We start from the raw sequence: 24,877 nt of genomic DNA, 5'->3' as shown, positions 1-24,877 counted from the left end.
GAATCCCTCGGTTCCGGACATACTGGGGAGGTGCCAGCTCTGCCCCGCACCGTGCTCGTCCTGCTCTACGACGGCTTCCGCCTGCTCGATGTCACCGGGCCGCTGGAGGTCTTCGCGGTGGCCAACGAGCAGGGCGGGAACTACCGGCTGCTGCTGGCCGCGCCGGGCGGGCGGGACGTGCGGGCCAACACCGGCTCGCGGCTGGGGGCCGACCTCGACCTGGCCGAGGCGCAGGCACACGGGGCGACCCTGGTGGTGCCGGGCGGGCCGAACTGGGCGCACACCATCAGCGACACCGGGCTGCTGGCCCAGGTGCGGCGGCTGGCCGGGCAGGCCGAACGCACTGCCTCGGTGTGCGCGGGCGCGTTCGTGCTGGCCGCGGCCGGGCTGCTGGACGGGCGGCGGGCCACCACGCACTGGGACCTGGCCGACGCGCTGGCCAGGAAGTTCCCCGCGATCGAGGTCGACGCGGACGCGATCTTCGTCAGGGACGGGCCGGTGATCACCTCCGCCGGGGTCACCTCCGGCATCGACCTGGCGCTGAGCCTGGTCGAGGAGGACCTGGGCGTGGAGACCGCGCGGCTGGTGGCCAAGCACCTGGTGGTGTTCCTGCAACGGCCGGGCGGGCAGTCCCAGTTCAGCGCGCGGCTGCGGGCCGGACGGCCGCGCACCGAGGGCCTGCGCCGGTTGCTGGACACCGTGGTCACCGACCCGGCGGGCACGCACTCGCTGGCCGAACTGGCCGCCAGGGCCGGGATGAGCGCCCGGCACCTCACCCGGCTGTTCCGCGAGGAGCTGGACACCACCCCGCAGCGCTACGTGGAGCAGGTGCGGGTGGAGGCGGCCCGGCAGCACCTGGAGGGCACCGCCGATCCGCTGGACGTGGTGGCCCGGCGGGCCGGGTTCGGTTCGGTGGAGACGCTGCGCCGGGCCTTCCACCGGGAGACCGGGGTCTCGCCCAGCGGTTACCGGACCCGGTTCCGCCGCGGCTAGCCGACCCGGAACTCCTGCGTGCAGCCGGAAACCGGACGGCACCGGCCAGCCGCGGTGCGCGCATCGCCGTGGTAGCGCAGCCGGAAGGTCCCCGCGGTCCCGGCCGGAATGTCCCAGGTGATGGTGACGCGCTGCCTGACCCAGTGCAGCTTCGTGCACCAGTCGCCGTCGTCGGCCACCGTGACCCAGTCCGCGCCCTCCCGCCGCTGCACCTGGAGGAACGTGCCGCCGCGCCGCAGGTCGTTGGCCAGGTGCGCGCCCGCGAACACCGCCCGCACCAGCTCGCCCGGCCGGTAGGCATCCCGTGGCGGCACCAGCACCTCGCCGAGCTCCCGGCCCTGCGGCGGTGTGTCCAGCCCTCGTCGCCGGTGCGCGCGCACCCGCTTGGCGAGGTCCGGCGGCGGAGTGCCCAGTGGCACTGGGACTCCGTCGCGCAGCGCGGTGGCCAGACCGGCCGCGACCTGGGTCAGCGCGGGCAGCTGCCAGCGGCCGAACAGCGTGCTGCCGCCCTCGTAGCGCTGGGCCAGGTACTCCTCCGGCGTGGTGACGTAGTGGAAGTAGCCGTTGCTGTACCCGGCCACCAGCACATCGGCCAGCTCCGCGCCGACGATCTTGGCCACCGCGCGCCGCAGCCGCAGCCCCGCGGTGATGGTGACCTCGCCGGGGATGCCGATCAGGTGCAGCTGGCCGATCCGCAGCAGCTGCACCGGATACCGCTCCTGCACCAGCCGACCGGCCCGCCGCAACAGCCGCGCGGGTAGCGCGATTCCCTTGGGGGACTGGGTTTCCCGCAGCCGCGCGGACCAGCGGTACCAGACCCGGCGAGACAGCACGTCCAGCACCGAGTCCCGGCCCTGCCGGAAGCCGGGGAACCCGGGGCCTTCGTCCGTGCCGGCCAGGCAGGCCGCCCCGGTCACCGGCGGACCGGTCCGGTGCACCCGGCCGTCGCCGGTGAACTCCGGCCGGACCTCCACCTCGGACAGGTCCACATAGGTCAGTCGCGCGTCCACGCCCCCGGTCACCGGCGTGCCGGGCTTGGTGGCCAGCGCCGCGGCGGCTTCGTACTGGCGCAGGCCGATCAGGCGGGTGTTGTCGAACTCGTCCTCGGTGGGACCGCTGTGCGGGCGCAGGTTCAGGTTCGGCGACATGTCCCCGGCGTTGGTCTGGGCGAACGCGCCGATGAAGGCGGGCTGCTCGTCGGCCAGGTAGTCCACGCCGGTGACCAGGCGCTCCCAGTGGTAGGCGGCATAACCCTTGTTGTCCCCGCTGAGCAGCCGGTTCGTGTTGCACATGCTGGTGCCGTGGGTGGCGAAGAAGTTGACCGCACCGGCCAGCCGCCCGTCCCGCTCGACGCGCAGCAGCGTGGTCTGCGGGTCGATGGCCTCCGGGAACACCGCGCGCTCGGCAGGCGGGTTGCGCAGCCAGGCCGCGCGGGAGCGGTTCACGCTGGCCCCGCGGAGCTCGCCGTGCGCCAGGGTCAGCGTGGCCGGGGAGAGGTCGGCGTGCGCCCGCTCGACGGCTTCCACGATCCCGGCCACGATCGCGGCGAAGGTCTTCGGCCGGAAACCGGGCACGGTCAGGTTGTACAGCGCGTGGTGGCTGTAGCCACCGGGGCCTGCGTGCGTGTGGGTGACCGTGAGCAGGGTGTTCCGCGCGGTGTAGAGGTCGCCGAACCGGGCGCGCAGCCTGGTCAGCACCGCCCGGTGCACGCTGTCGAACATCAGCGGCAGCTCGCTGACCACCAGCAGCACCCTGGACCCGCCGTGCGCCACCACGAACGCCCGGGCCCGTAGCCGCAGGTGGAGGCCGGCGCTGCGCTGGCTGGCCTTGCCGTAGCCGAGCAGTCCGCACCCGGCGGCCTCGCCGGTGATGTCGGAGATGCCGCGCCCGGCCAGGTAGCCGGTCATTGGTCCAGCAGGCTCGCGGCCACGGTCGCGCCCAGCTCCCAGCAGGACTCCAGGTCCGCCTTGCCGGGCCGGCCGAGCACGGTCACCGGGGGGAAGGCCTTGCGCCACTTCAGGCCGGTCGCGATGGACTCCACCGCGCGGACCGCGCCCTCCACGCCTTCGTTGCCGTGCACGTAGAGGCCATAAGGACGGCCGATGGTCGCCGAGAAGCACGGGTAGTAGACCGTGTCGAAGAAGTGCTTGAGCGCACCGCTCATGTAACCGATGTTCGCCGGGGTGCCCAGCAGGCAGCCGTCGGCGCCGAGCACGTCCACCGGCGAGGCGGTCAGCGCGGGTCTGACCTGGACCTCGATCCCCTCAAGCTCATCGGTGGACGCGCCGGAGACCACCGCCTCCAGCAGGGCCTGGGTGGCGGGGGAGGGGGTGTGGTGGACGATCAGCAGGGTTGGCATCGTCCACCCACCTTGGCAGCTGGCGGGAAGGGCCGCCAGTCACGTCAACCGGGGCTGCCGTGTGCCAGGTTCCGCAGCGCGAGGGGGCGCGTCAGGGCCTGGACCGTGCGGTTGAGGAACAGGGAGTCGAACGGGCTGGGGGCGGCCAGCGGACCGCCGAACTGGCGGAAGTAGTGCAGGTCAGTGTCATTGTCAGGCTGATGCAGGGGGAGCTGCCTGGCCACGTGCCGGTAGTCCTCGATCTGCCGTTTGAGGTCCCAGTAGCGAGGTGACATAACATCACAGTGCGCCAGATCACAACGTTTGGGTAATGTCAGCAGGCCATAGCTTCCGCGTATGGCCCCCGTTGCCCGCTCTTCACCTTTACGACAGACTCCCGTGCCGGTCCAGCCAGTACGCGTAGACCGGGTGGTACTCGACCTGCTCGGCGTAGTCCTCCACCAGGAAGCGCAGCAGCTTGTCCGACTGGCGGGCGATGGTGCCCTCGCGGTGGTGCACCAGCAGCCGGGTGGTGCGCAGCGGCGTGTCCCGCAGCGGCCGGTTCACCGTGCCGGCGGGCGGGTCCGACAGCGGCGGGCAGAGCAGCACCGCCTGCTGGCTGCGCACCAGCTCATCGGCCTGCGGCAGGTCCACCCGGTGCCGGATGCGCGGCACAAAACCGGCCCGGCCGCAGGCGGCGTAGATGGACTCGTCGTCGTTGTTGCCGCACGGTGAGGGCGTGGCCCAGTCCTCACCGGCCAGGTCGCCGAGGCTCACCTCGCACTGCGCGGCCAGCGGGTGGCCGGAGGCGAGGCGGACGAACACCGGTTCCACCACCACCACGTGGTAGGCCAGGCTGGGCCGCCTGCGCAGCTCGTAGCCGTCGCACTCGTTGAGCAGCGCGACATCCAGCCTGCCGCTGTCCAGCACCTCGGCCACCGCGTGCGAGGACGGGCCCTCCTCGGTACGCAGCTCGGCCGCCGGGTGCAGGGTGTTCAGGCCGCGCACCAGGCTGGGCAGCAGTGGGCCGGGGCGCACGCCGATGCGGATCTCGCGCAGCTCCTGGTCCTCGGCCAGTCCGCGCGAGGGCGCGAGGCCGTCCAGCACCGGCAGCACGGAGTTGGCGCGGACCAGGATGAACTCGCCCAGCGCGGTGGGCCGCACGCCGTCCCGCTCGCGCACGAACAGCGGGCCGCCCATGAAGCGCTCCAGGCGCTGCACCTGGCGGGTCAACGTGGGTTGGGACAGCCCGAGAACCGCGGCCGCCTTGGTCATGCTGCCGGCCTCGGCGATCGCGCACAGCATCCGCAGGTGACGGACCTCCAGGTCCATGCGGCCATCGTATGGACCCGAACGGCCGGGTGAAAGGCGCAAACGACTGAGGGCCCCGGTTGGCCAATACTGTTTTGTTCAGTTGTCGAGACGCGTTCAGTTCTGTTTCGTGGCAACGGTTTGCATTGCTCAGTCCGGTTGCGCGTCGAGCTCGGCGATGAGGCGGCGCAGCGCGGGCAGCGCGTCGGTGATGGTGTCCAGCTCGGCCGCGGACATCCGATCCATCGCCTCGCCGACCACCCGGTTGCGGTGCCCGTCGAACTCGGCAAGGCGGCCCAGCGCGAGCTCGGTCGGCCGCAGCCGGGCGCTGCGCCGGTCCGTCGGACAGACCCGCCGTTCCAGCAGGCCCTCCGCACTCAGCGCCGCGACCAGTGTGCTCACCGTGTTCGCGGCCAGCTGGAGGGTCTGCGCGGCTTCGCGCACGGTCAGGCCGGGGCTGGCCGCGACGGTGCGCAGCAGGTTGGCCTGGGCCTCGGGCAGCGGCGGGTGCGGGAAGTGCCGCCGGGTGTTGCGCAGCACCGCCATCCGCAGCCGCGGCAGGACCGCGAACAGGTCTTCGGCCAGAGCTGACCGTTGGTCGGCGGGGCGGGCGGGATCACGTTTCCCCGGCGCGGGCATTCCCGTATCTTAACCCCTATATATCGTTCGCAGAGGTAATGAGCTGGGGAGCTTCCGTGGTTGACCTGCAGACCGCACCGGCGACAGCGAAGTCCAGGGCGGCGACCGCCTTGCTGGCGGTGCTGCTCGGTGGCTGCACCGCCTTCGGGCCGCTCACCATCGACATGTACCTGCCCGCGTTCCCGCAGATCGCGGCGGATCTGGGCAGCACGGCCGCGCAGGTGCAGCTGACCCTGACGGCCTGCCTGATCGGCCTGGCCCTGGGGCAGCTGGTGATCGGCCCGCTCAGCGACATCCTGGGCCGCCGCCGTCCGCTGCTGGCCGGGCTCGCGGTGTACGCGGTGACCTCGGTGGCCTGCGTGTTCGCCAACAGCGTCGGCCTGCTGGTGGGCCTGCGGTTCATCCAGGGCGTGGCGGGCGCGGCCGGCATCGTGATCGCCAGGGCGATCGTGCGGGACCTGTACTCCGGCGTGGCCGCGGCGAAGTTCTTCTCCAACTTGATGCTGATCTCCGGTCTGGCCCCGATCCTGGCCCCGGTCATCGGCGGCCAACTGCTCAAAGTGGCCACCTGGCACGGCGTCTTCGCGGTGCTGGCGGCCTTCGCGGTACTGCTGTTCCTTGGCGGCCTGTTCGGCCTCCGCGAGACCCTGCCGGTGGAGCGCAGGCACGGCGGCGGCCTCAGCCAGACCTTCCGCTCCATCCGCACCCTGCTCCGCGACCGCGCCTTCGTCGGCTACGTGCTCACCTCGGGCCTGACCATGGCCGCGATGTTCGCCTACATCTCCGGCTCGCCGTTCGTGATCCAGGACCTCTACGGCGCCTCCCCGCAGGTCTACAGCCTGATCTTCGGCGCCAACGCGATCGGCATCGTCGCGGTCGCCCAGCTCAACGGCCGCCTGGCACACCGGGTGCACTCCAGGACCCTGCTCGCCATCGGCGTCCAGGTGGTCGCGCTGGCGGGCCTGGCGCTGCTGGCCGTGGTCCTCATCGGCGGCACCGAACTGGGCCTGACCGGCTTCCTCATCCCGCTGTTCGTCATGATCGCCAGCATCGGCATGATCCTGCCGACCACCACCACCCTGGCCATGGCAGACCACCCGGAAGCCGCGGGCGCCGCCTCGGCGTTGCTGGGCTCGGTCCAGTTCGTCATCGGCGGCCTCACCGCGCCCTTGGTGGGCCTGGCGGGTCAGGACAGCGCGGTCCCGATGGCCGCCGCGATGGCGCTTATGGGTATAGCCGCGTTCGCGATGTACTTCTTCGTGGCGCGTCCCGCCGCCAGAAAGGCCAACGCGGCCTAGCATCCGCTCTGTGCAGTGGAACCACAACCTGGCTCTCGCGCTGCTCGGACGGGACTGGCTGGGTAACGAGCGCCTCAAGGCATTGGCCTGCGCCGAATCCCTGCCCAACGGCAGATTCCACGTCAAAGGCCTGGACAGCCACGGAATCCCCACCACCCGCTCCCGCGCCCGCGCCGCCACCTGGTCCGACGACGACATAGCGGCGGGCCGGGGCGCGGCAGTCCACGCCCGCCAACCCGACAGCCCAGCCGTGCGCTTGTACCGAGCGGTGCAAGCCCCCGAGGCCTGCTGGCTGGCATTGGGCACGGAACGGATCGCGGTACTCCGCATCCGGGACACCGCGGTGAGAGCTGAACCGATCGTGAGCCCCACCGCGCAACGGTTGGTGCGGCAGAAGTCGGTGGGCAAGATGCTGCGCGGAGTCGGCAGGCTGGTGCGCGACGTGGCAACCGGGTTACAGGAGGACATCGGCCGTCCGCCACTGCACGAACGGCCGGAAGACGCGGTGCTGGAGTTCGAGTTCGAGGCACCGAGGGCGGAGCTGTTGCGGGTGGAGCGGTGCAGGCAGTTGGCGGTGGGGTCGGCGAGCAGGCAGGTCCGGCTGCACTTCACTGACGGTTCGTGGGCGCGAATTCGGACGGATGTCGACGGCGTGGAGGCATTGACCCTGCCGTACTAACCGGGGCTAGCGACCAAGGACCAACGAGGGGCTGGCTTTTCGAAAACCTATCCGAAGTCTTGAGGTTCCCCATGCCCGTCAACCTGGAGACATCACACCACATCCCAGCGAGCAGACGCTCACAGCAACCGCCGCCAAGGCCACGCCACGTGACGGCGGCTGCTCGCTGGGATGTGGTTTGATTTCGGAAGGTTGACGGGCATGGGGAACCTCAAGACCCGCCTGCGTCTTGGCCTTTGATTTTCCCCCCCATGCTTTGATCTCTGCCCGTCCGGCGAGGACGCTCTTGACTTTGATCTTCGCCTGAAACCCCGAAGATCAAAAGCATGTCCTCGCCGGACGGGCAGACCCCCGGAGGGGTTGACAAGTCAAAACCCGGGACGAGCAGGTTGCGGGGTTGAGCAGGCTGCCGTGGCCGGTTCCAGCGTGCTCGCGACCCTCTCGTCTTCTCCGCACGACCTTCCGACAGCAAACCACACCTCCCCACCCGGCCCCCGTCACGTTGCGAAGCTAGGGCGGCGGCAGGTTGCAGGGGCCGGGCGGGGAGGCGCGGTCAGCAGTCTCCAGGCCGTACGGAGAAGACGAGAGGCCCGCTTTGTGGGTTTTCACCCCGACCCCGACCCCGACACCGTGCCGTGGGTCTCGCTGATCTCCCGCCTTGGGGTGGCAGCGCGTTGTCGTGCCCGCCGGATATGTTGGTGTGTATGGGGGAGCGGCGTTACTGGGCCCGGATCGGCGGCTTTGTCCTGGTCGGCGGACTGGCGGTCATCTTTGGTTGTCTGCTGTTGTTGCTGCTCACCGGGCACTTCCGGGTGCACTACACCGCCGATCACGACGACACGCTCCCGCTGTGGGTGCTGATCGTGCCCGCTCTCCTGGCCATCGTCGTCACCCGCGTCATCCCGCCCAAGGTCAAGTGGCACAACCCCTTCCGCGTCGAACCCGAGCGGACCCGGCTGGAAGCGGGCTGGCTCACCGGTATCGCCCTGCTCTACGCGGTCATCATGGTGTTACCGGGTGCTCCGCTCTGGTTCCTGATCGTCAAACCGTTGTTGCTCATAGTGGTTCCGCTCGGGCTGTTCTGGTACCTGCGGCGCCACGGTGGCAAGCGGGAGCGCTGGTTGCCCATGACGCCGATGCGGTGGGTCGCGCCCCTGGCGCCGGCGGTCGTGTTCCTCTCGTTGACCTACCTCGTCGGGGCCTATCCCGAGTCCCGGGTCATTCCCTCTGTGCCGATCATGGTCTTGGTGTTCCTGTTCAACGCCGTTATCGAGGAGTTGTTCTACCGGCGCTGGTTGCAGGCGCGGCTGGAGGCCGTGCTGGGACTGTGGCCCGGGATTGTGCTGGCCGCCGTGCTCTGGGCGGTGTGGCACATCGGGATACAGTCCCACCACGGACTCGGCCTCGGTCTGCTCACCGTGCTGGCTGGGCACGGGGTGCGCGGGATGTTCCTCGGTTACCTGTGGGCGCGCTACCGCAACTTCCCCGTGCTGTTGCTGGTGCACGGGCTGATCAACGCGCCCTTCCTGCTCACCTCACTGCTCTGACCTCACACCACCGCGCCGGAGTCGACGCGCCTGCGGGTCTGCTGGCGGGGTTTGGCGCGCTGGCGGCCCGCTCCTGGTGACTTCCGGTCCAGCAGCACGGCCATGGGCGAGGCGGTGGCGACCGTGGAGATGGTGCCCGCGACCACGCCGATCAGCACCGCCAGGGCGAAGTCGGCCAGGGAGCCGTCGCCCAGGAACAGCAGGCACAGCAGCACCGCGAGCACGCCGACGCCGGTGTTCACCGTGCGGGGCAGGGTTTGCAGGACCGCGGTGCCGGCGACCTGGTGGAACGGTTCCCGTGGGCGCAGGCCGCGGAGCTCGCGGACCCGGTCGAAGACCACCACCGAGTCGTTCACCGAGTAGCCGATGACGGTCAGCAGGGCGGCCAGGAACACCGCGTCCATGGTGATCCCCAGCCAGGAGAACAGGCCCAGCAGCACGACCACGTCGGTGAGCAGCGCGGCGACCGTGGCTAGGCCCAGTCGCCAGTCGAAGCGGATCGCCAGGTAGGCCAGCTGGGCGGCGACCGCGATGGCCAGGGCGATCAGGGCGTTGGCGCGCAGCTCCTCGCCGAGGCTGGGGCCGATCAGCTCGCTGCGCACCTGTTCCGCGCCGCCGCCGAGTCCGGCCAGCACCTCCTTGACCTTCGCCGTCTGGGTCTCATCCAGCGGGGCGGTCTTGACCGTCAGCTCCTGCGCGCCGCTGGAGGAGACCGTGGTGCGGTCAAAACCCGCTGCCTGCAAGGCATCCCTGGCCGCGTCGGCGCTGACCTGCTGGGTGGTGGTGTACTCGATCAGCCTGCCTCCGGTGAACTCCACACCCAGCTCCGGGCCGCGGATCACCAGCCCCAGCGCGATCAGCAGAGTGACCGCGCCGGTGGCCAGCAGCCAGCGCTTCGGGTTGGCGTACAAGCCACCGAACCGGCCGGAGAGCCAGGTGCGCACCCGGCCCAGGTTGCCCAGGCCGGTCAGCCAGGGGCGTTTGGCCACGAACTCGTTGTCGCATACCGCGATCATCAGCACCCTGGTCAGCACCAGTGCGCTGAACAGTGAGGCCAGCACACCCACCGACAGGGTCACACCGAACCCGCGCACCGGCCCGGTGGCCAGGAAGAACAACAGCCCGGCGGCGAGCAGGGTGGTCACGTTGGAGTCCGCGATCGCCGACACCGCGCCCTTGAACCCGCCCGCCATGGCCCGGCTCAGCCGCTGCCGTGGCGGGAGCCCCTTCCTGGCCGCGAAGTCCTCCCGCGCCCGTTCGAACACAAGCACGTTCGCGTCCACCGCCATACCGACCGCCAGCACCAGGCCCGCCAAACCGGGCAGGGTGAGGGTCGCGCCGATGGCCAGCAGCGAGGCATAGGACAGCGCCGCGTACCCGGCCAGCGCGAGCACCGCCAGGAACCCGACCAGCCGGTAGACGAAGGTCAGGAACAGCCCGGTGACCGCGATCCCGATCAGCGCCGCCCACGCGCTGGCCTCGATCGCTTGCGCGCCCAGGGTCGGTCCCACAGTCCGCTGTTCCAGCACCTCCACCGGCAGGGGCAGCGCGCCGCCGCTGATCAGCAGCGACAGCTCCTTGGCCTCGGCCTGGGTGAACTTGCCGGTGATCCGGGTGTTGCCGCCACCCATCCCGCCCTGGCAGCCGACCGTCTGGTCGACCTGCGGCGAGGAGATCACCTTCTCGTCCAGCACGATCGCCACCCGCCGCTTCGGATCACCCGGCGGCGAGCAGGCGGCCTCCCCGGTGAGCTTGCGCCAGCTCTCCCCGCCCGCGCCGGAGAAGTCGATGCCGACCTGCCAGCCCACACCCTGCGGCACCGGCCCCGAGCTCGCCCCGGACACGTTCTCCCCGGTCAGCGCGGCCGGCGCGAGCCGCAACGGCATCCCGGACTCATCCGGCAGCACCTTCTCGCCCGGTCCGGGCTTGGTCTCCGGCGCGGCCATGCCGAGCACCGGGTGCATGGTCAGCTGGGCGGTGCGGCCCAGCACCGCCACCGCCTCCTTCGGGTCCTGCACGCCGGGCAGTTCGACGATGATCCGGTTCTCCCCGGAGCGGACCAGCCCCGGTTCGGCCACGCCGAGGCTGTCCACCCGGCGGCGGATCACCTCAAGGGCCCGGTCGGTGGCGTTGGCATCGGCGGTGACGGTCGGGGTGGACTTGGCTTCCAGCACGATCTGGGTGCCGCCGCGCAGGTCCAGGCCGAGGCGCGGGGCGGTGCTGAGCACGAGGTAGGTGGCGGTGACCAGCACGGCGAGGGACAGCAGCCCGCGCACGAGAAGTCCCCGCCACGCCGAAGGGCGTGACATGGGCGAGTTTCCTCCAGGAATGAGGTCCGTCCACAGTGGACGGCGAGTGGGTCAGGTTCCTGGAGTGGCCGGTGGCCCTCTGGTGGGCGCCTGCGGCGGACCGGCCCCGTCAGCGGCGGCGAGCACCGCCTGGTCGGTGGTGACATCGAGGCTTAGCCGCGGATACGCGGGCTCGGCCACCGGCAGACCGGCGGGCAGCTCGGCGAAGTGCTGGTGCGCCTGCGGGTTCGCGATGGCCACCCGGTCGGCGGTGAGCCGGACGTCCCGGTGGTCCGAAGTGGACCCACCGAGATGGGTGGAGACCGCGACCTCGTTGTCCGCCAAGGTGACCGGCGCCGCGGTGGCCACCGGCGCGGCCACCAGCACCAGCAGCGCGGTGAGCAGCACGGCCTGGATGAAGCCGAGCAGCGCGAACCGGGGCGGGACACCGTGCGTGCGCACAGTCCACCTCCAGTTCTCGGCTGCCGACCCGCCCAGTCTAGAGGACTCAGTCCGGGATGAGCACCGTCATGGACTCCTCCACGTGCCGGAACCCCGCCTTCTCGTACACCCAGCGCGCCGGGTTCCCGTCGGTGACCGCCAGTCCGACCGCGGGCAGCCCGGCCTGTCCGGCCAGCGCGAGCGCCCGCCGCAGCAGCACCAGGCCCAGTCCCCGGTAGCGCGGCGCGGGGTCCCGGTAGACCTGCCCGATCCACGGCCCGAACAGCGGCGGGTTCCCGGCCCGGTCGTTGACCACCACGACCGCGACCACCTCGTCCCCGTCCCGGATGAGGCCGCTGCACGGCAGCACCGGGCCGAGCACCTCCCCGGCCAGCAGCTGGGCGAAGTTCGCCCGCTCACCCTCGGCGTCGAGCACGTGGTCCACGTGCCCGGGCGGGAAGGCCCGCTGGTAGGCGGGGAAGATCTCGTCCAGGGTGGCGGTGAGCTCGTCTGCCCGCAGACCGTCGGCCAGTGGCGGGTTCAGCCAGTCCGGGTCCGCCTGCTGCTCGCGCAGGTCGAAGCTGTAGGCGTGCGCGTGCCGGACCACCGTGCCGCCATTGGCCTTGGCCAGCAGGCAGATCTCCGGATCCGCGCTGAACACCCAGCCCTTGCGCTCGGTGAACAGCAGCCGCACCAGGTCCTCGGCCGAGATGTCCACCGGCTCCAGCTCGGCGGCGTAGGGCAGGTCCAGCCGGGTGCGCCGGTCGTAGCAGGCGACCACCCGGCCCGTGCCGTCGAGTAGTTCCTCACGCATAAGGTGCTCCATTCCTCCGCCACACCGGTGGCCACGCCGACGCGTCCAGCACGCCGGTCACGTACGCCCTGGCCACCAGCGCGGTGCGGTTGGCCGCGCCGAACCGCTGGCAGAGCCGGGTGACGTGGTAGGTCACCCCGTCCGGGGTCAGGCCGAGCGCGGCGGCGATCGCCGCGGTGGTGTCCCCGGCCGCGACCCTAGTGATGATCTCCGCCTCCCGGATACTGATTTCCGGTGGCCGCACGGCCGGTTCCGGCTGTTCAGGGTCGGCGGCCAGGGTCAGCAGCAGTCCGGTCTGCACGTCCTTGACCAACTGGATGGTCAGCTCCCCGGTGCGCTCCCGCTCCGCCCGCCGCGGCCGCCAGCGCACCGCCAGCGTGCGCTTCCCGCGTTTCCCTGATCCGAACTCCCGCCTCAACCGGTCGTGTTTCTCCTGGTCACGGGCTTGCATCAGGCTTGTGAGCACGGTGCCGTGCAGTCGGCCCGGACTACTGCCCAGCAGCGCGGCGAACTCCGGGTTGAGCATGCTCAGCGTGCCGTCCGGCAGGCAGACCGCGGCCGGCACCGAGATCCGGTCCAGCAGGGTGAGGAACCGGTTGCGCCACAACGCCACCTCTCGCTGCGCGGCGCGGAACTCGGTGACGTCGAACAGGATGGTGCCCACGTGCCGTGCCCCGTCCGGCTGCGGCAACGGGAACCGGTATCCGGACCACTCCACCTCCCGCCCGTCCAGTTCGGTGCGCAGCCGCACCTGGCGGCCGGTCCCGGACAGCAGCACCGCCGCGTTCTGCTCGACCGACTGCTCAGCCAGCTCCGGCGGCAGCACCTCCGGCACCGTGCGCCCCACCACCTCGCCCAGCGGGCGGCGCAGCAGCCGGTGCCCCGCCTCGCCGAACCAGACGTAGCGGTGCCGCTCGTCGGTGATCATGGCCAGCACCGGGGCGTGCGCCACGAACTGGGCCAGCCGCTGCTCGGCCACGGCCAGCGCGGTCCGGTCGGCCAGCCAGTCGCCGACGTCCACCGCGACCATGCCCAGCAACGGTTCCCCACCAGCCGGGTGCAGTAGCAGCTTGTGCCCGGCCAGCCACACCTGTCGCCCCGATCCGCCGGAGAGCGCGGTCGGCGCCGGATCGCCGGCCCGCCAGCGCAGCGGCTCGCCGGTGCGCCACACCCGTTCGTCCTCGGCGTCCACCGGGGCGGCCGCGGCAGGCCCGATCCAGTCGGCCAGCGTGCTGCCGGCCACCCGGTCGGCGGTGGCCCCGATCAGGTCGAGGTAGCTCGGCGAGGCCCAGGTGAACCGGCCGGTGCGGTCCCGCAGCGAGGCCAGCGCGCCCGAGGCGGCCAGCAGCTCGGCCAGGCCGAGCCGGGACAGCTGATCGCTCACAAGGCGGAAACGCTAGCCGAGTACTACAAGATTGTGTAGTGCGTTCGCTCTAGTGGGCTCCTCGCCGGTGCCAGAGTTGATCTCGACAACGACCTGCCGCACAGCGAAATCGGGGATTCGGGATGGGCATTCAGGAAACACCGGACCGAGTGGCGCTACCGCATCCGGCGAACCGGCTGCCGGTGCTCGGCGATGTGCTGGGCTCGCCATCGGACCGCCTGGTGCAGAGCGCGATGGACGACGCCCGCGCGCTCGGGCCGATCTTCACCCGCAAGTTCTTCGGCACCGAGGTGGTGTTCGTCTCCGGCGCCGACCTGGTCGCCGAGCTCGCCAACGAGGACCGCTTCGCCAAGCACGTGGGCAACTCGCTGGTCACCATCCGCGGCCTCACCGGCGACGGCCTGTTCACCGCGTTCAACGACGAGCCCAACTGGGCCAAGGCGCACGAGATCCTGCTGCCCGCCTTCGCCATGTCCTCGATGCGCACCTACCACCCGACCATGCTCGCGGTGGCCCGCAAGCTCATCGCGCACTGGGACGCCCGCGCCGGGAAGTCCACTGTGGACGTCTCGGCGGACATGACCAAGCTGACCCTGGACACCATCGGCCTGGCCGGGTTCGGCTACGACTTCGGCTCCTTCGACCGGGAGGACGCGCACCCGTTCATCACCGCGCTGGTCCGCGGCCTCGCCTTCGCCCAGGCCAAGAACCGGCACATCCCCGGGCTGGACTTCCTCTACCGCAAGGACAACGCGCGGTTCGCCGCGGACGTGGAGTTCCTCAACGGCGTGGTGGACGAGGTGATCCGGGAGCGGATCGCCAGCGGGGACACCAGCACCGACGACCTGCTCGGCCTGATGCTCAACGCGCCGCACCCCGCCTCCGGCGAGACCCTGGACGAGGTGAACATCCGCAACCAGGTGGTCACCTTCCTGATCGCCGGGCACGAGACCACCTCCGGCACGCTGTCCTTCGCGCTGCACTTCCTGGCCAAGCACCCGGCCGTGCTGGCCCGCGCCCAGGCCGAGGTGGACGCGCTGTGGGGCGATGCCGCCGACCCGGACCCGGCCTTCGAGGACATCGGCAAGCTGCGCTACGTCCGGCAGATCCTCAACGAGACACTGCGGCTGTGGCCGACCGCGGCGGTGTTCGCCCGCCAGGCGTTGCGGGACACCGTCATCGGCGGCAAGTACCCGGTGCGCGAGGGCCAGCCGATGCTGGTGCTGACCCCGATGCTGCACCGGGACCCGGTGTGGGGGGACAACGTGGAGACCTTCGACCCGGAGCGGTTCAGCCCGGAGGCCGAGCGGGCCCGCCCGGTGCACGCGTTCAAGCCCTTCGGCACCGGCGAGCGGGCCTGCATCGGCCGCCAGTTCGCCCTGCACGAGGCCACCCTGCTGCTCGGCCTGCTGATCCACCGCTTCCGCTTCCTGGACCAGGACGACTACCAGCTCAAGGTCAAGGAAACCCTCACCCTCAAGCCCGAGGGCCTGCACCTGGGCCTGGCCCGTCGCACCGAGCGCCGCAAGCCCGCGGTCCCCGCGACCGCACAGGCCACGGCCAAGGTTGCGGGGCGGATGCGGCAGGGCGCCAGGCTGACCGTGTTGCACGGCTCCAACCTGGGCACCTGTCGCACCCTGGCCAAGGAGATCGCCGAGGCAGGGGAGCAGCGCGGCTGCGACGTCACCGTTGGCCCACTGGACGCCGCCACTCGGTCGTTGCCCACCGGCTCCCCAGTGGTGGTCGTCGCGGCATCCTACAACGGCCGCCCCACCGACGACGCCACCGAGTTCTGGAACTGGCTCAACGAAGCCGAATCCGGCGAACTCGACGGCCTCCGGTACGCGCTGCTCGGCGTGGGCGACCGCAACTGGGCCGCCACCTACCAGCACGTGCCCACCGCCCTGGACGCCCGGCTGGCCGAGCTGGGCGGCGCCCGGCTGCTGGCCCGCGGCGAGGCCGACGCCTCCGGCGACCTCGCGGGCGCGGTCACCGACTGGAGCGAACAGCTCTGGACCGCGCTGCTCAACGAGTACGGCGACCCGGACGCGGTGTCCACTGTGGACACAACCGATGGCCCCCGGTACGCGGTGCGCACGCTGACCGGCCCGGTCACCGACGCCCGCGACGCCCGGCAGGAGGTGCGGCCGATGACCGTGCTGGCCACCGGCGACCTGGCCGACCTGGCGCACCCGCTCGGCCGGTCCAAGCGGTTCCTGCGGATCGCGCTGCCCGAGGGCCTGACCTACCGCACCGCCGACCACCTCACCGTGCTACCCGCCAACGACCCGGCCCAGGTCGACCGCGCCGCCCGGATCCTGCGGGTGGACCCGGACGCGGTGCTGGAGATCACCGACCGGCGGCCCGGCCGGGGCGCGCTCGGCCTCGACCGCCCGGTCAGCGCCCGCGAGCTGCTCACCCACTTCGTCGAGCTGCACGACCCGGCCACCCCGGCCCAGCTCGCCGTGCTGGCCGCGAACAACCCCTGCCCGCCCGAGCGCACGGCATTGGCGGCGCTGGCCGACCGGCCGGACGGCAGGGGAGTGCTGGACCTCCTGGAGGCCAACCCGGCCTGCCAGCTGGCCCTGGACGCCGCCCTGGAACTGCTGCCCCCGCTGCGCCCCCGGCACTACTCGATCTCCTCCTCGGCCGCCGCGCAGCCGGACGCGGTCGACCTGATGGTGTCCCTGCTGGACAAGGGCGACAGCCATGGCGTCGGCTCCGGCTACCTCACCGGCCTGCGTCCCGGCGACACCGTGCGGGCCAAGGTCCAGCCCTGCCGGGAGGCCTTCCGCATCGCCCCGGACACCGGCCGCCCGGTCATCATGATCAGCGCGGGCACGGGCCTGGCTCCCTTCCGCGGCGCCATCGCCGACCGCCTGGTGGCCGGGAACACCACCCCCGCGCTCTGCTACTTCGGCTGCGACCACCCCGAGGTCGACTACCTGCACCGCGACGAGCTGGAAGCCGCAGAGGCCGCCGGGGTGGTCTCCCTGCGCCCCGCCTACTCCCAGGCGCCAGTGCACGACCAGCGGTTCGTGCAGCACCGGATCGCCGCCGAAGCCGAAGAGGTGTGGCGACTTCTGGACAGCGGCGCGTCGGTCTACGTCTGCGGTGACGGTGCCCGGATGGCGCCGGGCGTGCGCGCCGCCTTCCTCGACCTGCACCGCAAGCACACCGGTGGCTCGGCCGAGCAGGCCGAGGCCTGGCTGGCCGGGCTCATCGCCGAAGACCGCTACATCGAGGACGTCTACGCGGGATGACGAGCCTCCGGGGAGGGCGCACAATGGCTGTCCACAGTGGAATGATGAAGGAGCGGGTCTGATGGGTGTCGTAGCGGGGATCCTGGTCGGGTTGGTCGCGCTGATCCACGTGTACATCCTGGTGCTGGAGATGTTCCTGTGGACCACTCCCCGGGGCCAGAAGGCGTTCGGGCTGACCCCGGAGTTCGCCGAGCAGACCAAGACCCTGGGCGCGAACCAGGGCCTGTACAACGGGTTCCTGGCCGCCGGGCTGATCTGGGGGCTGATCGCCAGTGACCCGGCCGGCTACCAGGCGAAGATCTTCTTCCTGGTGTGCGTGTTCGTCGCCGGGGTCTACGGCGCGGCCACGGCCAGCAAGAAGATCCTCTACGTCCAGGTGGTGCCCTCGGTGCTGGCGCTGGCCGCGGTGTTCGCCGCGGGCTGAGTCACCAGGTGGGATAGCAGTGCAGGAACCCGCTGGAGGTCGGCGGGTTCGCGCTGTACTCCGCGACGGCGTCCCGGCTCAGCAGCTCGGTCGCCGCGCGGAGCTCCAGCTTGGCCAGCCAGTCCTTGGGCAGCGCGGCGACCCCGTGCGCCGCGCCGAAGAGGTTCCCGGCGATCGCGCCGGTGGAGTCGCTGTCCCCGGTGTGGTTGACCGCGACCCGCATGGTCTCCCGGAAGTCGCCGCCACCGTGCAGGAACGCGTAGAGCCCGATGGCCAGCGCCTCCTCGCCGACCCAGCCGCCGCCCAGTTCGCGCTCGATCCGCTCCGGGGTGACCGTGTCGATCGGCCCGCCCAGCCGCACCGCGCCCTCGATCGCCTCCAGGGTCTCCTCGTGGCCCTCGTGCGTGCGCAGGATCTGCTCGGCCTTGTCGATGGCCACGTTGATGTGCGCGCCGTGGAACAGCGCCCACACCATCACCGCCAGGCACCCGGCGGAGAGGTAGCCGCTGGGGTGGGTGTGCGTGAGCGCCGCGCCCGCCGCCGCCACCCGGAACACCTCGGCCGGGTCGTTGCCCCACAAGGCCACCGGGGCCGCGCGCATCACGCCGCCGCAGCCCTTGGAGTTGTTGATCTTGTTGGTGAAGGAGCCCGGCGCCCGGCCCCTGCCGATGTCCTCCAGCGCGCGCACGCAGGTCTTGCCGGGGGCCCGCCGGTCGAACAGGTCGGGCTCGCGGATCAGCCAGCCGTCCGGCTGCGGGTGCGCCTCGGCCAGTGAGCCGAGCGCATCCGCCCACGGGTAGCCCTGGGTGTGCATCCAGCGCAGGTAGGCCGAGAGCAGGAAGGGCACCGGGTCGGTCGGCCCGTGCTGGCGCTGGTGCACGTGCGCCCTGATCATGCCTTCCAGGGTGAACAGGGTCATCTGGGTGTCATCGGTGATCGCGCCGACCTTGCCGTAGGCCGGGTGCAGTTCGGTGATGCCGCGCTGGCCGTGCCGCTGCCGGATCTTCTCGATCGACTCGAACTCGACGTCCGCGCCGAGCGCGTCCCCGAGCGCGCCCCCCAGCATGCAGCCCAGCACGCGCTCTTCCCAGGTCACCGGCAGCCTCCCCGAATGGTCGTGCCCGGCCCGCCTGCCGGGCCGGCACCGAATGTTGCCAGCCTAGCCCGATCGTCCGGCAGGCGGTGCGCTGTTCGGGGGAATCGCGGTTCCACAGTGGAGGGTGGCGCGGGAACGGTTGAGCGGCAACGTCATCGGGCGCGCACCCTGGCCAGGTCGTTGTACAGGGTGGCCCGCGAGATGCCCAGGTGTTCGGCCACCCTGGCGGCCGAGCGCTGCACCGCGAACACCCCGCGCCGGTCCAGTGCGGCGATGATCCGGCGGCGGTCGGCCCGGTCGGCGCGGTCGCAGCCGCCCTCCTCGGCGATCACCGCGTCCACCACCTGGTCCACGTCGTCGGAGAACACGGTCACCGGCGCGGGTTCGAGCGGACCGGCCATCGCGGTGAGGGTGTCGGCGGCCTGGCGCAGGGCGGTGACGTCCAGGTTCACGCACAGCGCGCCGACCACCTCGCCGCGCAGCCGCAGCAGCATGGTGGAGGAGCGCACCAACCGGCCGTCCGGCAGCCGGGTGAGGTAGTTGAGCCGGTCCTCCGCCCCGGGTCCGGCCGCGAGCAGGCCGAGTCCGATCTCGCTCATCGCGCCGCCGACGTGCCGGTTGGTCACCGCGCCGCTGATGGCGACCACGCTGGCCTCCGGGGTGCGGTAGTCGTGCAGCACGATCTCGGCGGTGGGGCCGTAGGTGGCGGCCAGGCCCGCGACCAGGGGCCGCACCGACTCGAACAGGTCATCGGCCGCAACAGTGTCGCTCACCACCTCAGGCTATCTCGACTTGACAGTCTGTCCAAGTTTTCTAGACGATCAGTCCAGTCGAGTTGTGGAGGAACCGTGTCCCACCAGCTGCCGCCGCTGCGCTGCACCCGTTGCCACACCGAGTACCCGGTGGAAAGCCTGGTCTGGCACTGCCCCTGTGGCGGTGTCCTGGACGTCGCCGACTTCGGCGCCCGGCTGCCCGGCCGGTCGGAGCTGGCCACCCGCCCGGCCACCTTGTGGCGCTACGCCGAGGCGCTGCCGGTGCCGGAGCTGGCCGAGGTGAGCCTGGGGGAGGGGATGACCCCGGTGGTGCCCGCGGTCGGCCTGGCCGATGCCAGGGTGAAGCTGGAGTACCTCTCGCCAACGCTGTCGTTCAAGGACCGCGGCGCGGTCATGCTGGCCACCCTGGCCAAGCTGCTCGGCGTGCGCAGGCTGATCGCGGACAGCAGCGGCAACGCCGGCACCGCGCTGTCGGCCTACGCCGCCCGCATCGGCGTGCCGTGCGAGATCTACGTGCCGGCCAGCACCTCACCCGGCAAGCTCGGCCAGATGCGCGCGCACGGCGCCGAGGTGCACCTGGTCGAGGGCAACCGGGAGGACGCCGCCCGCGCCGCCAAGGCAGCGGCCGAGGCCCCGGACGCCAGCTACGCCAGTCACATGTTCCACCCGTACTTCCTGCACGGCACCAAGACCTTCGCCTTCGAGCTGTGGGAACAGGGCATGCCGGAGACCGTGGTGCTGCCGGTCGGCCACGGCACCCTGCTGCTGGGCGCCTACCTCGGCTTCCAGGAACTCCTGGCGCAGCAGCTGATCCCGCGCCTGCCGGTGATCATCGGCGTCCAGTCCGCCAACTGCGGTCCGCTGGCCGTCGCCGCGGACACCGGCAGCCCCAGCCCCGCGGTCATCACCCCGGTGCCCACCAGGGCCGAGGGCATCGCCATCGCCGAACCCGCCCGCGGCGAAGCGATCCTGGCCGCGGTCGCCGCCACCGGGGGCACCATCCTCGGCGTCACCGACGACCAGGTGCACACCGCCCGCGCCGAGCTGGCCGCGGCCGGTTTCTACGTCGAGCCGACCTCCGCGGTCTGCTGGGCCGCCATCCAGGCCGCCCGCACCGGCGCCGCACCGGCCAGCCCGGCCTGGGCCACCGCGACCCCGCACCTCACCGGCCCGCTGACCCTCGCCCTCTCCGGCGCCGGCCTGAAGTCCCCGAACTAGCGCGGTCAACCGGCCAGCTGCGGCAGGATCGCGGCCTCGGGCGCGTCGTCGTAGGCGAACTCGTGCGCCTTGGCGACCTCCCTGGCCAGCTCGGCGAACAGCACCGCGGTCGCGTGTGCCGCGCGCAGCGCGCTGTCGCCGTCGAACCCGCCGAACAGCTCGGGCAGCCGGTCCCACACCCCGGGTGCGGCCCACCGCCGCATCCGGGTGCCCGCGTGCCACACGTCGTGCTCGGGCCCGTGCACCGCTTGGGCGTGCCACTCGATCATGGCTTCGAGCAGCTCCTTGGTGGTCGAGTCCCGTGACTTGACCACCCACAGCTCGCCGCGGGCCACGTACCGGGGCAGGTGCGCGATCTCGAACCAGAACTCCGCGCACAGCTCCTGGAAGTCCTGCTCCGTCAACGGTTCCGGCCGCGGGCGGCCACTCGGCGCGGGCAGCCGGGCGGCCAGTCCGTCGGGGTCGTGCAGCACCTGGTAGCCGCGTTCGTGCAGGTCGTCCAGCTCCTCGGCCAGTTCGTCCATTATGGACAGTGGCAGGAGCTGGAAGTCGGCCTTGGTGCCGTCGGTGAACAGGACCAGCCGCGCCGGGTTCTCCCACGGCCCTTCCAGCCCGACGCTGACCAGCACCGGGCCGAACCCGGCCAGCCAGTCCGCGTTCCCGGCGTAGGAGCCGGGATCGGTGGTGAACAGCTCGATGTCGTGGTCGGAGAAGGCGTCCACACTGCCGTCCCGGCGTGCCCGGGAACCGGTGCGCAGCACCAGCCTGATGTCCGGCCTGCCCGCCGCCCACGCGGCCAGCCCCGTTTCGGTGATCACCAGGCCAAGCTACCCGGCCCAGGCCAGCAGCGGGTCGTGCCTGCTCGGCTCGCGCAGCTGCCGCAGCGCCTGCTTCTCCAGCTGCCGGATGCGTTCCCTGGTCAGCCCCACCTGGTCGGCGACCTCCTGCAGTGTGTGCGGCTTGCCGTCGTGCAGCCCGTACCGCAACGTGATGATCATCGCCTCGCGCGGCGGCAGCGTGTCGATGAGCGAGCGCAGCTCCCTGGCGAAGGACTGGTACTCCACCACATCCGCGGCCTGCAACACGTCCTCGTCGGTGATCAGGTCACCAAGCCGGGTGTCGCCCTCGGCCCCGACCGGGGAGTCCAGGCTGACCGACTCCCTGGCCAGCTGCCGCAGCTCGGACACCCGCGCCTGGCTGACCTTCGCCGCCTCGGCCACCTCGGCGATGGTCGGCTCCCGGTGCAGCCGCAGCTGGAGCTGACGCTCGGTCTTGGCCACCTTGGTCAGCTCCTCGACCACGTGCACCGGCAGCCGCACACCCCGGCTCTGCTGCGCGATGCCGCGGTCCATGGCCTGCCGGATCCACCAGGTGGCGTAGGTGGAGAACTTGAACCCCTTGGCGTAGTCGAACTTCTCCACCGCCCGGATCAACCCGAGGTTGCCCTCCTGGATGAGGTCGAGCAGCGACAGCCCGCGCCGGGAGTGCTTCTTGGCGATCGAGACGACCAGGCGCAGGTTGGCCCGGATCATGTGGTCCTTGGCCCGCTGCCCGTCGGCGGCCACTGCGGCCAACAAGGCCCGGCTGCCCTGGCCCCGACCGCTCCCGCCCAGGCCGTCCGCTCCCCGGCCGCCCAGGCCCAGACCACCCTCGCCTTGGCCGCCCTCGTCCCGGCGCAGCAGTTCGGCGGCGTAGACCCCGGCCTCGATCCTGCGGGCCAGGTCCACCTCCTCCGGCGCGCTGAGCAGCGGAGTGGCCGCGATCTGCCGCAGGTACTGCGTCACCAGGCCACGTTCGTCATCCAGTTCGCGCGGTTCAGCCCGACCGACCGTTCGGTTGGTCATCACGGTCACCTCCATCAACTTGGGTAACCGCCCAGCGCCGGAACACACCAGTTAGTTGTCAGCGCACCCGGGTAGCCGAAGGCGGAGGAGGTGACGACCATGAGTCAGCACGTGGACATCCGGCCGATGGCGAGCCACGAGTTCGCCGCCACCGTGGCGGAGGGCCAGACGGTCACCCACCACCGCGTGGTCCTGCCGCCTGACCTGGCCGAAGAGGTGCGGCTGCGCGCCGACCAGCTCACGATCCCGGACCAGCGGATCGTGTCCGAGTCATTGGACTTCCTGCTGGCCGACCACCCGAACACGGCACTGCCGCACGACATCGACCTGGCCCGCCTGAGCAGCCAGAACGACCGGTACCTGGCCGAGTTGCACGACCGCCTGGTCGCCATGGCCTGACCCGGAGCGGTGACCCTTCCCGTGGCTGTGGATTCGATTACCGGTTAACCGGGTATCTCCACCACAGCCACGGGGAGGAGTCAGCCATGGGGCGACACCGCTTGAACAAGTACGACGACCAGCAGTGGAGCGCGGCCACGCTCACCGGCGGCGGCGAGGAGGCCGGCTCACCCGAACCGGTGGAGGGCCAGACCGCGGCACAGGACTGACCCGCGGGCGAGAATGTGCCGGTGAACATTCTCGCCGGAGTCATCGGAGCGGTGCTCAGCCTCATCGGGGTGCTGTTGGGCGTGTGGCTCAACGGTCGCCGCGAGGAGCGCAGGTGGCTGCGTGACAACAAGCTGGCCAGCGCCACCGACTACATCGCGGCCGCGGGCAACCTGTACAACTTCCGCCGCAAGGAGGCCGAGGCCCGGCCGGAGGTGGACGAGCAGACCCGCGCCGAGTGGACGGACCGGATGCAGCGCAGCCGCGCCGCGATCCACCTGCTGTGCGAGCCGGAGACGGTCCAGCGACTGGAGGAGCTCTCCGCGATCATCTGGCGCACGCAGCCTGCGGACGACCGGTTCGAGGACAGCACGGCCGCGCTGAGCGAGTTCACCAAGGCCGTCCGCGCGGAGCTGACCGGCCGGCCCAGCCGATGACCGGTGTGGTGGTGGCCGGAGGCGGTCCCGGCGGCATGGTGCTGGCCTACCTGCTGGGCCGCGCCGGGGTGCCGGTGACCCTGCTGGAGGCGCAACCGGACTTCGACCGCGACTTCCGCGGCGACTCCCTGCACCCCTACACCCTGGAACTGCTGGACACCCTCGGCCTGGCCGAGGACCTGCTGCGCCTGCCGCACCACCCGGCGCGCAGCTTCCGCTTCCACACCCCACGCGGCACCATCACCGCCGCCGACTACCGTGGCCTGGACTCCCGGTTCCCTTACGTGGCCCTGATGCCGCAGGTCCGCTTCCTCAACTTCCTTGCCGCCCAAGCGAAAACCCTTCCGTCCTGCCGGATTCTGATGGCCGCCAAGGTGATCGGCCTGCTCCGCGACGGCGAGCAGGTCACCGGCGTCCGCTACCGCGACGACCGCGGCGAACACGACCTGCCGGCCACCCTGGTCATCGGCGCCGACGGCCGCTTCTCCCGCCTGCGACGCCTGGCCGACCTCCCGGTCGAGTCCCTCGGCGCCAGCAGCGACCTGCTCTGGTTCCGCCTGCCCCGCCACCCGGAGGACCCACCGGAAGCCGACGTCGACCTGTACTTCGGCCGCGACCACTACGTGGCCCTGCTCGGCGGCGTCACCGACTGGCAGGTCGGCTACACCCTGCCCAAGGGCGGCTACCCCGCCGCGAAACAGGCGGGCGTCACCCCCATCCAGGACTTCGTCCGCACACACGTGCCCTGGCTGTCCGACCGCATCCAGACCCTCGCCGACTTCGACCAGATCACCCTGCTCTCGCTGGAGATCGCCCGCGCCCCGCGCTGGCACCGGCCGGGCGTGCTGCTGCTCGGCGACGCCGCGCACGTCATCTCCCCGGTGGGCGGCAACGGAATCCTGATGGCGGTGCAGGATGCGGTGGAAACCGCCAACCAGCTCATCCCCAAACTCCGTACGGGCCAACTCACCGAGCCCGATCTGGCAGCGGTCCAGCAAGCCCGCGAACCCGCCATCACCAAGGTCCAAGCCGACCAGACCCGAGTCGAACGCCGAGTGGCCACCGCCCGCGAAACCGGCAAAACCCTTGCCCCGCCACCATTCCTGCGCCTACTCACCGCCCTGCCCTGGATCCGCACCCGCACCGCCCGCCGCAACGCCTACGGCCCCCGGCCCCCGATCCTGGACGCCACCCTCCTGACACACCCCGGCCCCGTCCCGACCCGAAAGCCGAAAGACTGAACCTTCGGGCAGGGCTGACCGGACTTTGGTACCGGAACCGTTGTCAGAACACGATTACCGCCCATACTCGAACCACGACAGACCACCGCTCCGCCGGGCGACGCGACGGCCCCACCCCCGAAGTAGCCGTCGCGCTCGACACCCAACATGCGCCCGGCGCAGCGCCGCGTGGTAGTCCAGCTCGGGCGAGGGCAGACCGTCGGACTCCAGCGCCCACCAGGCGTCGGAGTCGTGCAGCACGGC

General features: G+C 71.4%; 24 protein-coding genes. 11 read left to right on the top strand and 13 right to left on the bottom strand.

Annotation, left to right across the window (positions count from 1 at the left end):
• The first annotated feature begins 30 nt into the window (after positions 1–30).
• Entirely contained in the window at positions 31–993 is a 963-nt protein-coding gene (locus ACWDY5_RS37885; protein WP_449726956.1) for a GlxA family transcriptional regulator, read from the top strand.
• Here the strand turns inward: ACWDY5_RS37885 and ACWDY5_RS37880 are convergent.
• From ACWDY5_RS37880 to ACWDY5_RS37860, 5 genes are all read right to left on the bottom strand, one after another.
• On the bottom strand, positions 990–2,900 hold the full coding sequence (locus ACWDY5_RS37880) for a neutral/alkaline non-lysosomal ceramidase N-terminal domain-containing protein (RefSeq protein ID WP_449726955.1): 1,911 nt from the start codon (positions 2,898–2,900) through the stop codon (positions 990–992). The two genes, ACWDY5_RS37885 and ACWDY5_RS37880, sit on opposite strands and share 4 nt — an antisense overlap.
• The gene (locus ACWDY5_RS37875; protein ID WP_449726954.1) at positions 2,897–3,352 is read right to left on the bottom strand and encodes a flavodoxin family protein; all 456 of its coding nucleotides are present in this window, start codon (positions 3,350–3,352) and stop codon (positions 2,897–2,899) included. The genes ACWDY5_RS37880 and ACWDY5_RS37875 overlap by 4 nt, the downstream gene beginning before the upstream one ends.
• Positions 3,353–3,396: 44 nt before the next feature.
• Complete coding sequence (locus ACWDY5_RS37870) at positions 3,397–3,627, bottom strand: hypothetical protein (RefSeq protein WP_449726953.1); 231 nt, start codon at positions 3,625–3,627, stop codon at positions 3,397–3,399.
• An 88-nt stretch (positions 3,628–3,715) separates the two neighbouring features.
• Positions 3,716–4,663: a LysR family transcriptional regulator gene (locus tag ACWDY5_RS37865; protein WP_449726952.1), complete on the bottom strand. Its 948-nt coding sequence runs from the start codon at positions 4,661–4,663 to the stop codon at positions 3,716–3,718.
• 129 nt (positions 4,664–4,792) lie between these two features.
• Positions 4,793–5,281: a MarR family winged helix-turn-helix transcriptional regulator gene (locus ACWDY5_RS37860; RefSeq protein WP_449726951.1), complete on the bottom strand. Its 489-nt coding sequence runs from the start codon at positions 5,279–5,281 to the stop codon at positions 4,793–4,795.
• A gap of 56 nt (positions 5,282–5,337) precedes the next feature.
• Here ACWDY5_RS37860 and ACWDY5_RS37855 point away from each other — a divergent pair, with 56 nt between their 5' ends.
• The 3 genes from ACWDY5_RS37855 (at position 5,338) to ACWDY5_RS37845 (ending at position 8,805) form a co-directional block, all read left to right on the top strand.
• Complete coding sequence (locus ACWDY5_RS37855; RefSeq protein WP_449726950.1) at positions 5,338–6,579, top strand: multidrug effflux MFS transporter; 1,242 nt, start codon at positions 5,338–5,340, stop codon at positions 6,577–6,579.
• 10 nt (positions 6,580–6,589) lie between these two features.
• A complete protein-coding gene (locus ACWDY5_RS37850; RefSeq protein ID WP_449726949.1) occupies positions 6,590–7,258 on the top strand; it encodes a hypothetical protein in 669 nt (222 codons plus the stop codon).
• Between the two features lie 704 nt (positions 7,259–7,962).
• Entirely contained in the window at positions 7,963–8,805 is an 843-nt protein-coding gene (locus ACWDY5_RS37845) for a CPBP family glutamic-type intramembrane protease (RefSeq protein ID WP_449726948.1), read from the top strand.
• Positions 8,806–8,807: 2 nt separating this feature from the next.
• Here ACWDY5_RS37845 and secD read toward each other — a convergent pair whose 3' ends face one another.
• From secD to ACWDY5_RS37825, 4 genes are all read right to left on the bottom strand, one after another.
• Complete coding sequence (gene secD / locus ACWDY5_RS37840) at positions 8,808–11,081, bottom strand: protein translocase subunit SecD (protein ID WP_449726947.1); 2,274 nt, start codon at positions 11,079–11,081, stop codon at positions 8,808–8,810.
• A gap of 84 nt (positions 11,082–11,165) precedes the next feature.
• Positions 11,166–11,555 (bottom strand): hypothetical protein, encoded by a 390-nt coding sequence (locus ACWDY5_RS37835; protein WP_449726946.1) that lies wholly within the window; start codon positions 11,553–11,555, stop codon positions 11,166–11,168.
• A gap of 46 nt (positions 11,556–11,601) precedes the next feature.
• Complete coding sequence (locus ACWDY5_RS37830; RefSeq protein ID WP_449726945.1) at positions 11,602–12,348, bottom strand: GNAT family N-acetyltransferase; 747 nt, start codon at positions 12,346–12,348, stop codon at positions 11,602–11,604.
• A complete protein-coding gene (locus ACWDY5_RS37825) occupies positions 12,341–13,732 on the bottom strand; it encodes a PAS domain-containing protein (RefSeq protein ID WP_449726944.1) in 1,392 nt (463 codons plus the stop codon). The genes ACWDY5_RS37830 and ACWDY5_RS37825 overlap by 8 nt, the downstream gene beginning before the upstream one ends.
• 122 nt (positions 13,733–13,854) lie before the next feature.
• Here ACWDY5_RS37825 and ACWDY5_RS37820 point away from each other — a divergent pair, with 122 nt between their 5' ends.
• Positions 13,855–16,995 carry a bifunctional cytochrome P450/NADPH--P450 reductase gene (locus ACWDY5_RS37820; RefSeq protein ID WP_449726943.1) on the top strand — a complete coding sequence of 1,047 codons (3,141 nt, stop codon included), beginning with the start codon at positions 13,855–13,857 and terminating at the stop codon, positions 16,993–16,995.
• Positions 16,996–17,056: 61 nt separating this feature from the next.
• Complete coding sequence (locus tag ACWDY5_RS37815; protein ID WP_449726942.1) at positions 17,057–17,419, top strand: DUF1304 domain-containing protein; 363 nt, start codon at positions 17,057–17,059, stop codon at positions 17,417–17,419.
• A 1-nt stretch (position 17,420) separates the two neighbouring features.
• Here ACWDY5_RS37815 and ACWDY5_RS37810 read toward each other — a convergent pair whose 3' ends face one another.
• Positions 17,421–18,515 (bottom strand): ADP-ribosylglycohydrolase family protein, encoded by a 1,095-nt coding sequence (locus tag ACWDY5_RS37810; RefSeq protein ID WP_449726941.1) that lies wholly within the window; start codon positions 18,513–18,515, stop codon positions 17,421–17,423.
• Positions 18,516–18,667: 152 nt separating this feature from the next.
• Positions 18,668–19,288: a helix-turn-helix transcriptional regulator gene (locus ACWDY5_RS37805; RefSeq protein ID WP_449726940.1), complete on the bottom strand. Its 621-nt coding sequence runs from the start codon at positions 19,286–19,288 to the stop codon at positions 18,668–18,670.
• A 75-nt stretch (positions 19,289–19,363) separates the two neighbouring features.
• On the opposite strand from ACWDY5_RS37805, the gene ACWDY5_RS37800 reads away from it, so the two are divergent.
• Positions 19,364–20,506 (top strand): pyridoxal-phosphate dependent enzyme, encoded by a 1,143-nt coding sequence (locus ACWDY5_RS37800; RefSeq protein WP_449726939.1) that lies wholly within the window; start codon positions 19,364–19,366, stop codon positions 20,504–20,506.
• A 5-nt stretch (positions 20,507–20,511) separates the two neighbouring features.
• Here the strand turns inward: ACWDY5_RS37800 and ACWDY5_RS37795 are convergent, their stop codons facing one another.
• On the bottom strand, positions 20,512–21,324 hold the full coding sequence (locus ACWDY5_RS37795) for an aminoglycoside 6-adenylyltransferase (RefSeq protein WP_449726938.1): 813 nt from the start codon (positions 21,322–21,324) through the stop codon (positions 20,512–20,514).
• Positions 21,325–21,333: 9 nt separating this feature from the next.
• A complete protein-coding gene (locus ACWDY5_RS37790; protein ID WP_449726937.1) occupies positions 21,334–22,350 on the bottom strand; it encodes a sigma-70 family RNA polymerase sigma factor in 1,017 nt (338 codons plus the stop codon).
• 99 nt (positions 22,351–22,449) lie between these two features.
• On the opposite strand from ACWDY5_RS37790, the gene ACWDY5_RS37785 reads away from it, so the two are divergent.
• The 4 genes from ACWDY5_RS37785 to ACWDY5_RS37770 all read left to right on the top strand — a co-directional run bounded on the left by ACWDY5_RS37785 (position 22,450) and on the right by ACWDY5_RS37770 (position 24,634).
• Positions 22,450–22,749, top strand: a complete 300-nt coding sequence (locus ACWDY5_RS37785) for a hypothetical protein (RefSeq protein ID WP_449726936.1) — start codon at positions 22,450–22,452, stop codon at positions 22,747–22,749.
• Positions 22,750–22,835: 86 nt separating this feature from the next.
• Positions 22,836–22,958 carry a hypothetical protein gene (locus ACWDY5_RS37780; RefSeq protein WP_256509479.1) on the top strand — a complete coding sequence of 41 codons (123 nt, stop codon included), beginning with the start codon at positions 22,836–22,838 and terminating at the stop codon, positions 22,956–22,958.
• Positions 22,959–22,979: 21 nt separating this feature from the next.
• Complete coding sequence (locus ACWDY5_RS37775; RefSeq protein WP_449726935.1) at positions 22,980–23,393, top strand: hypothetical protein; 414 nt, start codon at positions 22,980–22,982, stop codon at positions 23,391–23,393.
• Positions 23,390–24,634 (top strand): FAD-dependent oxidoreductase, encoded by a 1,245-nt coding sequence (locus tag ACWDY5_RS37770; protein WP_449726934.1) that lies wholly within the window; start codon positions 23,390–23,392, stop codon positions 24,632–24,634. Before ACWDY5_RS37775 ends, ACWDY5_RS37770 begins: the two co-directional genes overlap by 4 nt.
• Positions 24,635–24,877: the final 243 nt, after the last annotated feature.

The sequence above is a fragment of the Crossiella sp. NPDC003009 genome (assembly GCF_053591555.1).
This window is presented reverse-complemented; position numbering and strand designations above follow the sequence as displayed.

Coding starts and splice junctions, on each gene's coding strand:
- ACWDY5_RS37880 (WP_449726955.1), bottom strand. CDS start 2,900: ATGACCGGCTACCTGGCCGGGCGCGGCATCTCCGACATCACCGGCGAG.
- ACWDY5_RS37875 (WP_449726954.1), bottom strand. CDS start 3,352: ATGCCAACCCTGCTGATCGTCCACCACACCCCCTCCCCCGCCACCCAG.
- ACWDY5_RS37870 (WP_449726953.1), bottom strand. CDS start 3,627: ATGTCACCTCGCTACTGGGACCTCAAACGGCAGATCGAGGACTACCGG.
- ACWDY5_RS37865 (WP_449726952.1), bottom strand. CDS start 4,663: ATGGACCTGGAGGTCCGTCACCTGCGGATGCTGTGCGCGATCGCCGAG.
- ACWDY5_RS37860 (WP_449726951.1), bottom strand. CDS start 5,281: ATGCCCGCGCCGGGGAAACGTGATCCCGCCCGCCCCGCCGACCAACGG.
- ACWDY5_RS37845 (WP_449726948.1), top strand. CDS start 7,963: ATGGGGGAGCGGCGTTACTGGGCCCGGATCGGCGGCTTTGTCCTGGTC.
- ACWDY5_RS37830 (WP_449726945.1), bottom strand. CDS start 12,348: ATGCGTGAGGAACTACTCGACGGCACGGGCCGGGTGGTCGCCTGCTAC.
- ACWDY5_RS37820 (WP_449726943.1), top strand. CDS start 13,855: ATGGGCATTCAGGAAACACCGGACCGAGTGGCGCTACCGCATCCGGCG.
- ACWDY5_RS37815 (WP_449726942.1), top strand. CDS start 17,057: ATGGGTGTCGTAGCGGGGATCCTGGTCGGGTTGGTCGCGCTGATCCAC.
- ACWDY5_RS37790 (WP_449726937.1), bottom strand. CDS start 22,350: ATGACCAACCGAACGGTCGGTCGGGCTGAACCGCGCGAACTGGATGAC.
- ACWDY5_RS37785 (WP_449726936.1), top strand. CDS start 22,450: ATGAGTCAGCACGTGGACATCCGGCCGATGGCGAGCCACGAGTTCGCC.
- ACWDY5_RS37780 (WP_256509479.1), top strand. CDS start 22,836: ATGGGGCGACACCGCTTGAACAAGTACGACGACCAGCAGTGGAGCGCG.
- ACWDY5_RS37770 (WP_449726934.1), top strand. CDS start 23,390: ATGACCGGTGTGGTGGTGGCCGGAGGCGGTCCCGGCGGCATGGTGCTG.